This is a genomic window from Desertimonas flava, assembly GCF_003426815.1.
Lineage (GTDB): Bacteria > Actinomycetota > Acidimicrobiia > Acidimicrobiales > Ilumatobacteraceae > Desertimonas > Desertimonas flava.
The window spans coordinates 77340-90229 of the sequence record NZ_QKYK01000009.1 but is presented as its reverse complement, the minus strand read 5'-3'; the positions used below and the strand labels follow the sequence as shown (position 1 = coordinate 90229).

Here is a 12890-nt window from a genome sequence, read left to right as displayed (position 1 = left end):
CATGAAGGCCTTTCAGAACTTCGTCAACGGGTCCCACGTCGACGCCGCGGACGGTCGCACGACGCCCGTGATCGATCCGACCACGGGCGAGCAGTACGCCACCGCCCCGTTGTCGTCGGGCGCCGACATCGACGCGGCGATGGCGGCGGCGGCCGCCGCCTTCCCGGCGTGGCGTGACGCCACGCCGTCGCAGCGGTCCCTGGCCCTCCTGCGCATCGCCGACGCGATGGAAGCCCGCGCCGACGAGCTGATCGCCACCGAGGTCGCCAACACGGGCAAGCCGATTGCCCTCACCCGGTCGGAGGAGATCCCGCCGATGGTCGACCAGGTCCGCTTCTTCGCCGGCGCCGCCCGGCATCTCGAGGGCAAGAGCGCCGGCGAGTACATGGAGAACATGACGTCGATCATCCGCCGCGAGCCCGTGGGGGTGTGCGCCCAGGTCGCTCCGTGGAACTACCCGATGATGATGGCGGTGTGGAAGTTCGCCCCGGCGATCGCCGCCGGCAACACCGTGGTGCTCAAGCCCAGTGACACCACCCCGGCCAGCACCACGCTGCTCGCCGAGATCGCCGCCGAGTTCCTGCCGCCGGGCGTGTTCAACGTCATCTGCGGCGACCGCGACACCGGCCGCGGAATGATCGAGCACCCGACGCCGGCGATGGCGTCGATCACGGGCTCCGTCCGCGCGGGTGTCGAGGTGGCCGGCAGTGCGGCGGCCGGGCTCAAGCGGGTCCACCTCGAGCTGGGCGGGAAGGCCCCGGTCGTCGTGTTCGACGACGCCGACCTCGCCGCCGCCGCCGAGGCGATCGCCGTCGCCGGCTACTTCAACGCCGGTCAGGACTGCACCGCCGCCACACGCGTGCTCGCCGGCCCCCGCATCTACGCCGACTTCGTCGACGCGCTCGGCGAGCAGGCGTCGGGGACCAAGACGGGGCTCCCCGACGACGAGGACGTGCTGTTCGGCCCGCTCAACAACGCCAATCAGCTCGACCGGGTCAGCGGGTTCCTCGACCGCACGCCCGACCATGCCCGTGTCGTCGCCGGCGGAAGCCGCGCACGCGACGCCGGCTACTTCTACTCACCGACCGTCGTGGCCGACCTGCGTCAGGACGACGAGATGATCCAGAACGAGATCTTCGGCCCGGTCATCACCGTGCAGCCGTTCACCGACGAGGACGAGGCCGTGGCGTGGGCCAACGGTGTGGAGTACGGCCTGGCGTCGAGCGTGTGGACCAAGGATTTCGGCCGGGCGATGCGGATGTCCAAGCGACTCGACTTCGGCTGCGTCTGGATCAACACGCACATCCCGCTCGTCGCCGAGATGCCCCACGGCGGTTTCAAGCGCTCGGGGTACGGCAAGGACCTGTCGTCCTACGGCTTCGAGGACTACACGCGCATCAAGCACGTGATGGCCAACCTCGACAGCTGATGCTCGGCGGCCACCTCCATCGGCGGCGCGGGGTCGCGCGGAGGGTTTACGATGCTGCGCGCGGCCGAGGAACCCGGCCGTCCGACCTGTGGCGGCCCTGCCGGTCGGACCTGCTGCGGCGGCGCCGGCGTTCGCGGCCCGAACTCACGAGGGAGCACTGAATGGACGACGGGGTCCTGGCGACAGCCGAGGCGGGCGCCAGCGCGCCGGCCCACGAGCCCGGCGACACCGTCATTCAACTCCAGGGAGTCCGCAAGGAGTTCGGGTCGTTCGTGGCCGTCAAGTCCGCCGACTTCGGGATCCGGCGCGGGGAGTTCTTCGCCATGCTCGGTCCGTCGGGCTGCGGCAAGACGACGACGCTGAAGATGATCGCCGGGTTCGAGCAGCCGACACACGGTCGGGTCTTGCTCGAAGGGGTCGACGTGAGTCGCACGCCACCTCACAAGCGCAACGTCAACACGGTGTTCCAGCAGTACGCCCTTTTTCCGCACATGACCATCGCCGACAACGTGGCGTTCGGGCCGAGATCCAAACGAATGGCCAAGCGTGACTACCTCCCGCGGGTCGCCGAGATGCTCGAGATCGTCAGGCTCAGCGACTTCTCCGACCGCAAGCCGTCGCAATTGTCCGGCGGTCAACAGCAGCGGGTCGCCCTCGCCCGGGCCCTCGTGAACTATCCGAGTGCGCTCCTGCTCGACGAGCCGCTCGCCGCGCTCGACCTGAAACTGCGCGAAGCGATGCAGATCGAGCTCAAACGGATCCAGCGAGAGGTGGGAATCACGTTCGTCTTCGTGACCCACGATCAGGGCGAGGCGCTCACGATGAGTGATCGCATCGCCGTCATGTCCGAGGGGGTCGTGGAGCAGATCGGCACGCCGGAGGAGATCTACCACCGGCCGGCCTCCATGTTCGTGGCCGGGTTCATCGGGAGCGCCAACCTGCTCCCCGGGACGGTCGAAGCGAGCGACGGTGGCGCGGCCGTGGTCCGCCTGAACTGCGGGCCGGTCGTCAGGGCCGCCGGGCCGCGCCTTCCGGCGACGGGCGATCCGGTCTCGGTGATGCTGCGCCCGGAACGGTTGACGATCGCCATGGCGCCCGCCGGTGAGGGGACGAGCCTGCGCGGCACGGTACGCGACGTGATCTTCCAGGGATCCTCGGCCCGGGTCGAGCTCGTGCTGGCCGACGGCACGTCGATCGTCACGTATGTCGATCCTGACGACGATCTTCCCTTCTTGATGCCCGGCGCCGAAGTGCACGCCACGTGGCGACCTGACGCCGCCTACCTCCTCGCCGGGTGGCCGGGCCAGGCCGGCTCGAACGTCACCGACGTCGACCAGATCGAGGCCGCGCTGTGATGATCACCGTCTCCACCTTCCGACTCGTGACCCATGAGAAAGGCAAGCGCCCATGACCCGTTCCGACCGATCCGCCAACGTCCCCGCTCGCACCCGTGGCGGCATGTCGCGACGCCGATTCCTCGGTGCCGCCGGTGCCCTCGGTGCCAGTGGGGTCACCCTGCCGTCCATCCTCGGCTCGGCGCGCGTCGGCGCCGCCCCCCGTCCGGCGCGGCGTCCGGCCTCGGGCGACGCCGGTTCGCTGTTCTTCGAGAACTGGCCCGAGTACATCGACCTCACCGAGGACGGGCATGTCGGCACCGTCGACCGCTTCATCGAGGCGACCGGCATCGACATGACCTATTCGGAGGCTTTCAACGACAACAACGAGTACTTCGCTCGCATCCAGCCGGTCCTCGGTCGCGGCGAGACCATCGAGCCCGACATCATCGCCCCGACGTCGTGGCTCGCCGGTCGGCTGGTGATGCTCGAGTGGGTCGACAAGCTTCCGCTCGATCAGATTCCCAACGCCGCCAACCTCCGCGACGACCTGGTGAAGCCGGCCTGGGATCCATCGGGTGAGTACACACTGCCGTGGCAGACGGGCTTCGCCGGGATCGCCTACAACCTCGAGGTGACCGGGCGCGAGCTGACGAGCACCGAGGATCTCTTCGATCCGGAGTTCAAGGGCAAGATCGGCATGCTCACCGAGATGCGCGACACCATCGGGCTCATCCTGTTGTCGCTCGGCGTCGACATCTCGACGATCGAATCGTTCGACGAGGCCGCCGAGGCGTTCGAGAAGCTCGAGCAGGCGAAGAGCGACGGTCAGATCAGGTCGTTCACCGGCAACGACTACATCTCCGACCTGGAGACGGGAAACTTCGCCGCGTGCATCGGGTGGTCCGGCGACGTCGCATCGTTGTCGGTCGACAACCCGAACATCCGCTTCGTCATCCCCGAGGAGGGCGGCACCAGCTGGGCCGACGCCATGGTCTTGCCCAAGGGGGCTGCCAACGTCGAGCAGGCGGCCAAGTGGATGGACTTCGTCTACGACCCGGAGCAGGCCGCCCAGATCACCGCCTACGTGCAGTATGTGTCGCCGGTGAAGGGCGTCCAGGAGGAGGTCGCCAAGATCGACCCCGAGCTGGCCGAGAACCCGCTGGTCTTCCCCGACGAGGAGACGATCTCGCGGGTGCACACCTTCGCCAACTTGAGCGAGGACGTCGAGGCCGAGTTCGACGAAGCGTTCTCGTCGATCGTCGGCGCCTGAGCGGACCGTCGGCGGAAGGAACGACGGGGCGGCGATGACAGCAGCCACGGGGACGGAAGCGGCCGGCGCGCCTCGACGCACCGCTCGCCCCGACCTCGTCGGTCTCGGCGCGCTCGTGCTGGCGACGCTGATCCTGATGCTCATCGGGGTCCGTGCCGTCACGGGGACCGCCGCTGTGGTCGCCCTGCTCGTGCTGCTCGGCTCGATCGTCGGGCTGGTCGTCGTGGCCGTAGCCGGTGCGCCCGACACTCGCCGGCAGCTCGCGCCCTATGGTCTGCTCAAGCCGGGCGTGCTGTGGCTGGCCCTGTTCTTCGTGGCGCCGCTGCTGACGCTCCTCAAGACGTCACTGTCGACTCTGCCCAGCCGGTTCGCCGTCGAGGCCGAGTTCGACTGGAACTTCGGCAACTACAGCGATGCCTTCTCGGAGTTCGGCGACCAGTTCCGCCGTGGCTTCGGCTACGCCGCGCTCGCCACGGTGTTCTGCATCCTGATCGGCTATCCCCTCGCCTACGTCATCGCGTTCCGTGGCGGGCGGTGGCGCAACCTCCTGCTCGGACTCGTCGTCATCCCGTTCTTCACGTCGTTCCTCATCCGCACGATCGCGTGGCGCAGCATCCTCGCCGACAACGGGCCGATCATGGGGGTGCTCGAGGGCTTGCGGCTCGACGGCGTGTTCGAGGCGGTGGGCTTGATCGACAACGGGCGCATCCTCAACACGATGTGGTCGGTCGTCGGCGGTCTCACCTACAACTTCGTCCCGTTCATGGTGCTGCCGATCTACGTCAGCCTCGAGAAGATCAACGTCAATCTCGTCGACGCCGCCAAGGACCTCTACTCCAACTCCGTGTGGGCGTTTGTGAAGGTGGTCCTTCCGCTCTCGCTTCCCGGTGTGTTCGCCGGGACGTTGCTCACGTTCATCCCGGCGGCCGGCGACTTCATCAATGCCGAGTACCTCGGCGGCCCGAACACCACGATGATCGGCAACTCGATCCAGGATCAGTTCCTGGTCCAGAGCAACCTGCCCGTCGCCGCGGCGATGTCGTTCGTGCTCATGCTCATCATCACGATCGGCGTCCTCGTCTACACGAAGTTCCTCGGGACGGAGGACCTCACTTGAGCGGCACCGAGAGGCCGGCCAGCCGTATGGAGGGCCGATCGTGAGGCGCTGGTGGGGGAGATGGCCGCTCAACATCTTCGCCGGCGTCGTGCTCGTCTATCTCTTCATGCCGATCGCTTGGATCGTCATCTATTCGTTCAACAAGCCGAAGGGCGACTTCAACCTGTCGTGGCAGGAGTTCACGCTCGACAACTGGCTCAACGCCTTCGAGGGCTCGAGCTATCGCGATGCCTTTGTCGAGAGCCTCAAGGTGGCCGCCATCTCCACGTCGATCGCCACGGTGCTCGGCTCGATGATCGCCATCGCCTTGTCGCGGTACCGCTTCCGCGGCGCCGGGACACTCAACGTGCTGCTCGTCCTGCCGCTCACCACGCCCGAGATCGTGATGGGTTCGTCGCTCGCCGCGCTGTTCCTCGACGCCGACGTGACGCGTGGGTTCACGACCGTGGTCATCGCCCACGTGATGTTCCAGGTCAGCTTCGTCGCCCTCACGGTGCGAGCCCGGGTCCGCGGGTTCGACTGGACGCTCGAGCAGGCTGCGCAGGACTTGGGCGCGTCGCCGCTCCGCACGTTCTGGCGCGTCACGTTCCCGCTCATCCTGCCGGGCATCGCGGCAGCCGCCCTCTTGTCGTTCGCCCTCTCCATCGACGACTACATCATCACGGTCTTCAACTCCGGTTCGCTGCAGACCTTCCCGGTGTACATCAACGGTGCGTTCCAGCGCGAGTTCCCAGCACAGGTGAACGTGCTCGCCACGCTCATCCTCGTCGTCAGCGTCGGGCTGATGCTCATCGGGGTGCTGCGATCGACCCGTCGGGCAGCCCGCGGGCACTAACCTCGCACCTCGACATGCCGAGACCTGAGCCTCCCCGAATAGCGATCGCCCCCGAGCGGGCCCCGGAGTGGATGACCGAGGCCGTGCATGAAGGGGGCGGCCACGTCGTCCCTCTCGCCGACGCCGAAGGCATCGTGTGGGGCGATCCTCGCGATCCCGATGCGCTCGCCGCAGCCATCGAAGAGGCGCCGGGTGCCCGTTGGATCCAATTGCCGTTCGCCGGCATCGAGCGGTTCGCCCACCTGCTCGACACCGACCACACGTGGGTGTGCGGCAAGGGGGTGTACGCCGAGCCGGTCGCCGAGATGGCGCTCACGCTCGCTCTCGCCGGCATGCGCGGCCTGGGCACGTACTCCCGGGCGACCACCTGGTCGGCGCCGCAGGGCCGCAACCTCCTCGGCGCTCGCGTCACGATCCTGGGTGGCGGCGGGATCACCGAGTCCCTCGTCCGCCTCCTCGGCCCGTTTGGCTGTCACATCACGGTGGTACGGCGCACGGCGAACGACATGGAAGGTGTCGACGACGTCCTCGAGGCCGATCGCTACGCCGATGCCCTCCCCGGAGCCGACCTCGTGGTGCTGGCCCTGGCGCTCACCCCCGAGACCGAAGGCATCATCGCGGCGGGGGAACTGGCGTTGATGGAGCCGCACACCTGGCTCGTCAACGTCGCCCGGGGCGGCCACGTCGTCACCGACGATCTCGTCGACGCGCTCCGCGAGGGGGTCATCGGCGGGGCCGGGCTCGACGTCACCGATCCCGAGCCGCTCCCGGAGGGGCACCCACTGTGGTCGCTCCCGAACTGCATCATCACCCCCCACGTGGGGAACACGCCGGAGATGGCCGTTCCTCTGCTGTCGGAGCGCATCGCCACCAACGTGCGACGCTTCGCCGACGACGAGGAGCTGATCGGGCTGGTCGACGTCGAGGCCGGCTACTGACGACGTGCGCCACGGCCCGCCTTCCCAATAGCGTCGACTCATCAGCGCGGACCGCGATCACTACCAGACCCTGGGGCTGACCGGGGCGGCCGACGAGGACGCCATCCGTGACGCCTACCGGCGGCTCGCGCGACGGCATCACCCCGATGTGCCCGGGGGCAGTCCCGCGGCGATGGCCCGCTTGAACGAGGCCTACCAGGTGCTGAGCGACCCAGCTCGCCGCGCCGTCTACGACGCGTCGGTCCGCGACGCAACGACCCGCCCGACCGCCCCCCGAGTCGACACAGCGCCGGCGCGGTCAACGACGACGTTCACACGCCAGCCGCCGCTCCCGGCGCAGGCGGCGACGTTCCCGTGGCGCCTCTGCCTCGTGATGGCCGGTATCGGAGCGGGCATCGTGCTCCTGATCGCCACGCTGGCCAGCCAGTCCCCAGCGAGGCCGATCGACGGCGTGCTCGAGCCGGGGGCGTGCGTCGTCCTGATCGAGACGGACCGATCGGCCGGGGAGGTGCCGTGTGACGACTCTGCCGCGTTCCGTGTGAGCAGCCTGGTGTCGTTCGGGAGCGCCTGTCCCTCCGGGACCATCGGTTACCGCGACCGCAACGGCGTGGGTACGGCGTGCGTGGAACGCATCCCCGCCGACGAGTGAACCTGGGCGGAGCTCAGATCGTCTCGAGTTCGTGCCCGTCGAACAGGGGCGCCATGTGGTGCGTGCGCGCGTCGGCATCGAGGTCCTCGTCGCTCGGCGCCTCGCACGGACCCGTCGCGGCCGCGACGATGGCGTCCAGGAGACGGGTGTCGCTCGAGGTGTTGAGGAACAGGCCGGGTCGAGCGAGTACGAAGGCGACCGCCCGGGCAAGCGCCGGGCCCGGCGGCAGCGGCTCGTACCACGAACGGTGGGGCTCGTCGCCGTCGGTCGTCCAGCGCCGACGGGCGACCGCCTTGATCGTCTGCACTGCGACCTGGCGCGCCTGGCACTCGTCGACGAGCGCCTCGAAGTGACGCCGGTAATCGGCGTTGCGCATCATCAGGTGGTTGTAGGGCAACAGCACCGAGTCGAAGTCGTGGCGCTCCAGGCTGCGACGGTGCATCTCGGCGATGCGCACGCCGTGACCGGTGACGCCGATGAAGCGGACGAGGCCTTCGTCCCGCGCTCGCACGAGCGCCTCGACGGCGCCGCCGGGACCGTGGGCGACGTCGAACTCGTCGGCCTCGACGAGATTGTGGAGCTGGATCAGGTCGACCTGGTCGACCTCCAGCCGCTCGAGCGACCGCTCGAGCTCGGCCCGAGCCGCGTCGCCGGTCCGCTCGCCCGTCTTGGTGGCGAGGAAGTAGTCGGCGCGGTGCCGCCGGAGGAACGGCGCCATTCGTACTTCGGCATCGCCGTAGGACGCGGCCGTGTCGAGGTGGTTGATCCCCGCCGCACGGACCTGTTCGAGGACCGCGTCAGCGTGCTCCTGGCTCGTCCATCCGATACCCGCAGCGCCGAAGATGAGCCTCGTGCTCTCGTGACCCGTGCGCCCGAACATCAGTCGTTCCAACATGAACTCCGACCCTACGCCTGGCGGGGGTCCGGGTCACGCGGACGACATGCTCCATCGGATGCTTCCAGCCAGCGATCCGGTGGGGCCGGCGTGTTCCAGGTGGACCGACCGGACAGCTCTCAAACCCTGCCGTCGATGTGACGCAAGCGAATCGAGGCAAGCCTGCGTGGCGCTTGAACGCCCGCCGGAGGCAGCAAGGACGGCGCACGACGTGCCCACGAGGTACACGCTCGTCGCGGGAGCGGAACGCGTCGCCGCCCGGCGTGTTCCAGTGGGCACTGCGGGACTCGAACCCACGACCTCTACGGTGTGAACGTAGCGCTCTAACCAACTGAGCTAAGCGCCCCTGTCGCCAAAGGGCACCGGCAGGATATCAGCGCGCTCGACGAATCACGGTGCCCGATCACGGCTCGACGATCTGCGGAGCGCGGCGGCGGAGCCACGCGGTCGCCGCGACGGCGAACACGCTCATCGTCGACAGCACGACGATGTAGCCGGTGCGCGTGCGGGCGATCGACGTGACCAGCGCCGGGGCGGTCATCGCCGCGTAGGCGACTGCGTAGAACGCGCCCGTCATCGCTCCGCGGGTCTGCGGGGCGGTGAGGATGTCGACGAACCGCAGGCCGGTCGTCACGGCCAGCCCCGACGAGGCGCCGAGGGCGATCGCCGCGGGGAACACGATGGGCCACCAGTCGGTGGCGAAGGCGAGGACCCCGAGGGCGCAGCCGGCGGCACCGAACGACAGGGCGACGGGCGCGGCCCTGACCACGCCGATGCGCACCACGACGCGCTGGGCGCCGAAGATGGCGCCGGCCGTGAGCAGTGCGTTGGCACCGGTGACGAACAGGGCGATGCCATGCATCGCCGGGCGCAGGAGGACCGGGAACAGGGCGAGCGACAGCGACGCGAACCCGAACACGGCCAGCGCGGTGGGGGCGACGACCTCGAAGAACGGACGTCGCGTACCGGGCGGCAGGCCGAGATCGGGGCGGATGCGGCCGGTCCGCCGGACGATGCCGGCCTCGGGCACCCTCGTCATCGCCGACAGTCCGACGCCGACCAGGGCGATGTGGACGAGGTAGGGGAGGGTCAGTGGCCACGGCGCCCACTGGGCGAGCACGCCCGTCACGAACGGGCCCCCGCCGAACCCCCCGTACAGCACCATGCTCGTCAGCCGTGACGGCCACAGCGGGTCCCTGCTGGGCTCGATCTCCTGCATCCAAGCGCTCGCCGCCACGAACACGACGCCCGAGATCGCACCGAGCAGGAATCGTCCGGCGAACAGCGCGGCGACCGAGTCGCGGCCGAGGATCATGACCACCGACGCCAGCGCCGAGGCGACGATGCCGGGCACGATGAGACGCCGGCGCCCGAGCACGTCCGACGCCGGTCCCGACCACAGCAGGGCAGGAAGCAGGCCGACGGGATAGACGGCGAACAGCGCGGTCGTCGTGAACGTGCTGAGATCGAGGCGATCCTGATAGAGCAGGAGCAGGGGCGTCGACACGTTCGTACCGAAGGCGACGGAGAACAACGCCAGCGCCAGATGTCTCCGCGGCCGGCGGCCGATCGGGGGCGTCGTGACGTCGTCCAGGCCAGCGACTGTACGAGGTGGCGCCGGGACGACCGTCCGGGTTCGGCTCCCTGGCGATCGGGAGGATCAGTCGGCGGTGAGCAGGTCGATCAGCTCGCCGTAGTCGTCGGTGGCCCCGAACTGCGGGAACTCGGCGCGGATCGATTCGGGGGCGTGGAACCACACACCCCGGTCGGCAGCGCGCAGCATCGACGAGTCGTTGTACGAATCGCCGGCCGCAGCCACGTGGTAGTTCAGAGCGCGGAACGCCTCCACGGCCCGGCGCTTCTGGTCCGGGAGGCGGAGGCGATAGTCGACGATCCGGTCGTCCTGCACCACCAGGGAGTGGCAGAGGATCGTCGGCATCCCGAGCTGGCGCATGAACGGCGCGGCGAACTGCTCGAACGTGTCCGACAGGATCACCACCTGCGTCCGGCGGCGCAGCTCGTCGAGGAACTCCCGGGCCCCGTCGAGCACGTTCAGTGACGCGATCACGTCGGTGACCATCGACATCGTCAGCCCGTGCTCGGCCATCAGGGCCAGCCGGCCGCGCATCAGCGCGTCGTAGTCCGGCTCGTCCCTGGTGGTCCGGCGCAGTCCGTCGACGCCGCTCTCCTCGGCCACGGCGATCCAGATCTCGGGTGTCATCACTCCCTCGAGGTCGAGGGTGACGAGACGTTGGCGGGGCTCGGCGGGCGCGGTGGACGAGGTCACAGGGGTGCCATTCTCGTCGCCGGGCACCGCCCGGCGCCAACGCACACCAGCCGATGTACCAGGGACGACCTGAGCCGCGGTCTAGATTGAGCAGCAATGACGAGGTTGTGCGAACGCCCGGCGTGCTCCGAGCCCGGCGCCATCGCGTACGGGTTCGACGCCGACCGCCTCCTCGTCTGGCTCATCCCGATCGACCCGTCGGCAGACCGGAACCGCGCCGGTGTCCTCTGCCTGCGCCACGCCGACGCCATGGTCGTGCCGATCGGCTGGTCGCTCGACGATGCACGCGACCCCACCCCGCGCCTGTTCCGCTCGCCACGCCCGGCCCGCCGGGTGCCGGCACGCAAGGGGTCACCGCGCAAGCCACGGTCGGCTCGAACGCCCGACGGGGTGCCCGCCACCGCGGCCGAGCCCGAGGTGCAGCTGTCGCTCGAGGAGGCGGAGCCACCGTCGGCAGCTTCGCGAGCGACCGCTCCCGCCGCGGCGGGCCGCCCGCCGACCTCGGACGACGAGCAGCCGGTGCCCGACCCGGAGCGCACCGTGGCCGAGGTCACGGGACTGGCGGCGGCGTCCGTCGACGACCCCGACGCCACCGTGGCGATCCCGTGGAAACCCGACTTCGACGAGACCGATGACCTCGGCGGGGTGCTCGACGCCACCTCGCCGCTGCTGTCGCGCGCCTTCACCGGCCAGCGAACGGGCCGCCGCTCGACCGGCCGCGGCCGTCCCCGCTGAGTATCCACCGATGAGAACCGTCGTCACCGAAGTGATCCACGGCGCGGAGCCGGCGTGGCTGTTCGCCCAGGTCGAGTCGCTCGACCGGTATCCGCCCTGGATGAGGCTGGTGCACCGCGCCACCGAGCTCGAGCCCGACGAGGGCCGAGCCGCGTGGTGGGTCGAGTTGCGGGCCCGGGTCGGGCCCTTCACCCGGTCGAAGCAGCTGCGCATGGTGCGGACGCAGTTCGAGCCGGGGCGTCGGGCGCGGTTCGAGCGCATCCAGCCCGACGAGCGCGACCATGCGGCGTGGATCCTCGACGCCACCATCGAGGGGGCCGACAGCGGGGCGTCGATGACGATGGCCCTCGAGTACTCCGGTCAGCTGTGGAGCCGGACCGTGCTCGGCCGCATTCTCGACGACGAGATCCGCCGGGCCACGAGGGCGCTCAACGAGCTCCTGGCCGGCGACAGCGGGCTCGGCGTCAGTCCGCCGCCGCCGGAATCGGATCCGGCACCACCGCCCGTGTCGGGCGAGGCGACCACGCACTGAATCGGCCGTTGGCCCGGCGCTCGATGCAGATCTCCAGCCCGAAGCACGCGGTCAGGCGCTCGGCGGTCACCACCTCGGCGACATCACCGGCGGCCAGCACGCGTCCCTCACGCAGGAGCATCGCATGCGTCAGGTTCGTCGGGACGTCCTCGACGTGGTGGCTCACCATCACGAACGGCGGTGCCGAGGGATCGGCGGCGAGGTCGTCGAGGGCGTCGACCAGTTGCTCGCGCCCGGCGAGGTCGAGCCCCGACGCCGGTTCGTCGAGCAGCACGATCGCCGGGTCGTTCATGAGGCTGCGGGCCAGGAGGACCCGGGTGCGCTCGCCGGAGGACATCGTGGCGAGGGGGCGATCGGCCAGGCGCGCCACGCCCATCCGATCGAGGCAGTCGAGGGCCCGGCGATCGTCGGCCACGGTGTAGGTGTGCCACCACGGCTCGAGCGCCGCGTACCGGGCTGTGCGGACGATGTCGAGGCCCGACAGCCCGAGGCGCAGCTGATCGGCGAGGGCGGCCGACACGAACCCGATGCGGCGGCGCAAGACCCGCACGTCGGTCCGGCCCAGCCGCTCACCGAGGACGTCGACCGTCCCCGAGGTGGGGTGGTCGTAGAGGCCGGCGATCCGCAGCAGGGACGTCTTCCCGCAGCCGTTGGCGCCCAGCACCAGCCAGCGCTGCCCGGGGTACACGGCGAGGGAGACGTCGTCGAGGATCGTCGTGGCGTCGCGGACGAGCCGGACGTGTTCGAGGAGGAGCGCCGGGTGGGGCTGGTCGTCGGCGGGGCGGTCGGTCATCGGCGACCAGTCTGCTGGCTGACCACAGCGGTTCCCCAAGCCGGCTCGCCGCCGTCTCCGCGTTCGGAGACCG

At 69.7% G+C, this 12890-nt stretch carries 13 protein-coding genes and 1 tRNA gene; 9 read left to right on the top strand and 5 right to left on the bottom strand.

Annotated elements, in window-relative coordinates; genetic code table 11:
• Position 1 precedes the first annotated feature (1 nt).
• The 7 genes from DN771_RS12850 to DN771_RS12820 all read left to right on the top strand — a co-directional run bounded on the left by DN771_RS12850 (position 2) and on the right by DN771_RS12820 (position 7575).
• The gene (locus DN771_RS12850) at positions 2 to 1429 is read left to right on the top strand and encodes a gamma-aminobutyraldehyde dehydrogenase (RefSeq protein WP_116997912.1); all 1428 of its coding nucleotides are present in this window, start codon (positions 2 to 4) and stop codon (positions 1427 to 1429) included.
• Positions 1430 to 1590: 161 nt separating this feature from the next.
• Positions 1591 to 2784, top strand: coding sequence for an ABC transporter ATP-binding protein (locus DN771_RS12845; RefSeq protein WP_116997910.1), 1194 nt, complete (start codon positions 1591 to 1593; stop codon positions 2782 to 2784).
• A gap of 103 nt (positions 2785 to 2887) precedes the next feature.
• Positions 2888 to 4036 (top strand): ABC transporter substrate-binding protein, encoded by a 1149-nt coding sequence (locus DN771_RS12840; RefSeq protein WP_205528564.1) that lies wholly within the window; start codon positions 2888 to 2890, stop codon positions 4034 to 4036.
• A gap of 34 nt (positions 4037 to 4070) precedes the next feature.
• Complete coding sequence (locus DN771_RS12835) at positions 4071 to 5153, top strand: ABC transporter permease (protein ID WP_227462340.1); 1083 nt, start codon at positions 4071 to 4073, stop codon at positions 5151 to 5153.
• 40 nt (positions 5154 to 5193) lie between these two features.
• Entirely contained in the window at positions 5194 to 5988 is a 795-nt protein-coding gene (locus DN771_RS12830) for an ABC transporter permease (RefSeq protein ID WP_227462339.1), read from the top strand.
• A gap of 14 nt (positions 5989 to 6002) precedes the next feature.
• Positions 6003 to 6926 (top strand): D-isomer specific 2-hydroxyacid dehydrogenase family protein, encoded by a 924-nt coding sequence (locus tag DN771_RS12825; RefSeq protein ID WP_116997907.1) that lies wholly within the window; start codon positions 6003 to 6005, stop codon positions 6924 to 6926.
• A gap of 40 nt (positions 6927 to 6966) precedes the next feature.
• Positions 6967 to 7575, top strand: coding sequence for a J domain-containing protein (locus tag DN771_RS12820; RefSeq protein ID WP_116997904.1), 609 nt, complete (start codon positions 6967 to 6969; stop codon positions 7573 to 7575).
• 13 nt (positions 7576 to 7588) lie between these two features.
• Here DN771_RS12820 and DN771_RS12815 read toward each other — a convergent pair whose 3' ends face one another.
• The 4 genes from DN771_RS12815 to thrH all read right to left on the bottom strand — a co-directional run bounded on the left by DN771_RS12815 (position 7589) and on the right by thrH (position 10757).
• Positions 7589 to 8470 (bottom strand): aldo/keto reductase, encoded by an 882-nt coding sequence (locus DN771_RS12815; RefSeq protein ID WP_116997902.1) that lies wholly within the window; start codon positions 8468 to 8470, stop codon positions 7589 to 7591.
• 272 nt (positions 8471 to 8742) lie between these two features.
• Positions 8743 to 8816, bottom strand: a tRNA-Val gene (locus DN771_RS12810).
• A 57-nt stretch (positions 8817 to 8873) separates the two neighbouring features.
• Positions 8874 to 10004 carry an MFS transporter gene (locus DN771_RS12805; protein ID WP_227462338.1) on the bottom strand — a complete coding sequence of 377 codons (1131 nt, stop codon included), beginning with the start codon at positions 10002 to 10004 and terminating at the stop codon, positions 8874 to 8876.
• 126 nt (positions 10005 to 10130) lie between these two features.
• Entirely contained in the window at positions 10131 to 10757 is a 627-nt protein-coding gene (gene thrH, locus DN771_RS12800) for a bifunctional phosphoserine phosphatase/homoserine phosphotransferase ThrH (protein ID WP_227462337.1), read from the bottom strand.
• 96 nt (positions 10758 to 10853) lie between these two features.
• On the opposite strand from thrH, the gene DN771_RS12795 reads away from it, so the two are divergent.
• Together DN771_RS12795 and DN771_RS12790 are read left to right on the top strand one after the other, a co-directional pair.
• A complete protein-coding gene (locus DN771_RS12795) occupies positions 10854 to 11492 on the top strand; it encodes a hypothetical protein (protein WP_116997898.1) in 639 nt (212 codons plus the stop codon).
• A 10-nt stretch (positions 11493 to 11502) separates the two neighbouring features.
• Positions 11503 to 12024 carry an SRPBCC family protein gene (locus DN771_RS12790; RefSeq protein WP_116997895.1) on the top strand — a complete coding sequence of 174 codons (522 nt, stop codon included), beginning with the start codon at positions 11503 to 11505 and terminating at the stop codon, positions 12022 to 12024.
• Here the strand turns inward: DN771_RS12790 and DN771_RS12785 are convergent.
• A complete protein-coding gene (locus DN771_RS12785; protein ID WP_116997893.1) occupies positions 11957 to 12817 on the bottom strand; it encodes an ABC transporter ATP-binding protein in 861 nt (286 codons plus the stop codon). The two genes, DN771_RS12790 and DN771_RS12785, sit on opposite strands and share 68 nt — an antisense overlap.
• Positions 12818 to 12890: the final 73 nt, after the last annotated feature.

Coding starts and splice junctions, on each gene's coding strand:
- DN771_RS12790 (WP_116997895.1), top strand. CDS start 11,503: ATGAGAACCGTCGTCACCGAAGTGATCCACGGCGCGGAGCCGGCGTGG.
- DN771_RS12845 (WP_116997910.1), top strand. CDS start 1,591: ATGGACGACGGGGTCCTGGCGACAGCCGAGGCGGGCGCCAGCGCGCCG.
- DN771_RS12795 (WP_116997898.1), top strand. CDS start 10,854: ATGACGAGGTTGTGCGAACGCCCGGCGTGCTCCGAGCCCGGCGCCATC.
- DN771_RS12785 (WP_116997893.1), bottom strand. CDS start 12,817: ATGACCGACCGCCCCGCCGACGACCAGCCCCACCCGGCGCTCCTCCTC.
- DN771_RS12825 (WP_116997907.1), top strand. CDS start 6,003: ATGCCGAGACCTGAGCCTCCCCGAATAGCGATCGCCCCCGAGCGGGCC.
- DN771_RS12815 (WP_116997902.1), bottom strand. CDS start 8,470: ATGTTGGAACGACTGATGTTCGGGCGCACGGGTCACGAGAGCACGAGG.
- DN771_RS12840 (WP_205528564.1), top strand. CDS start 2,888: ATGTCGCGACGCCGATTCCTCGGTGCCGCCGGTGCCCTCGGTGCCAGT.
- DN771_RS12850 (WP_116997912.1), top strand. CDS start 2: ATGAAGGCCTTTCAGAACTTCGTCAACGGGTCCCACGTCGACGCCGCG.
- DN771_RS12835 (WP_227462340.1), top strand. CDS start 4,071: ATGACAGCAGCCACGGGGACGGAAGCGGCCGGCGCGCCTCGACGCACC.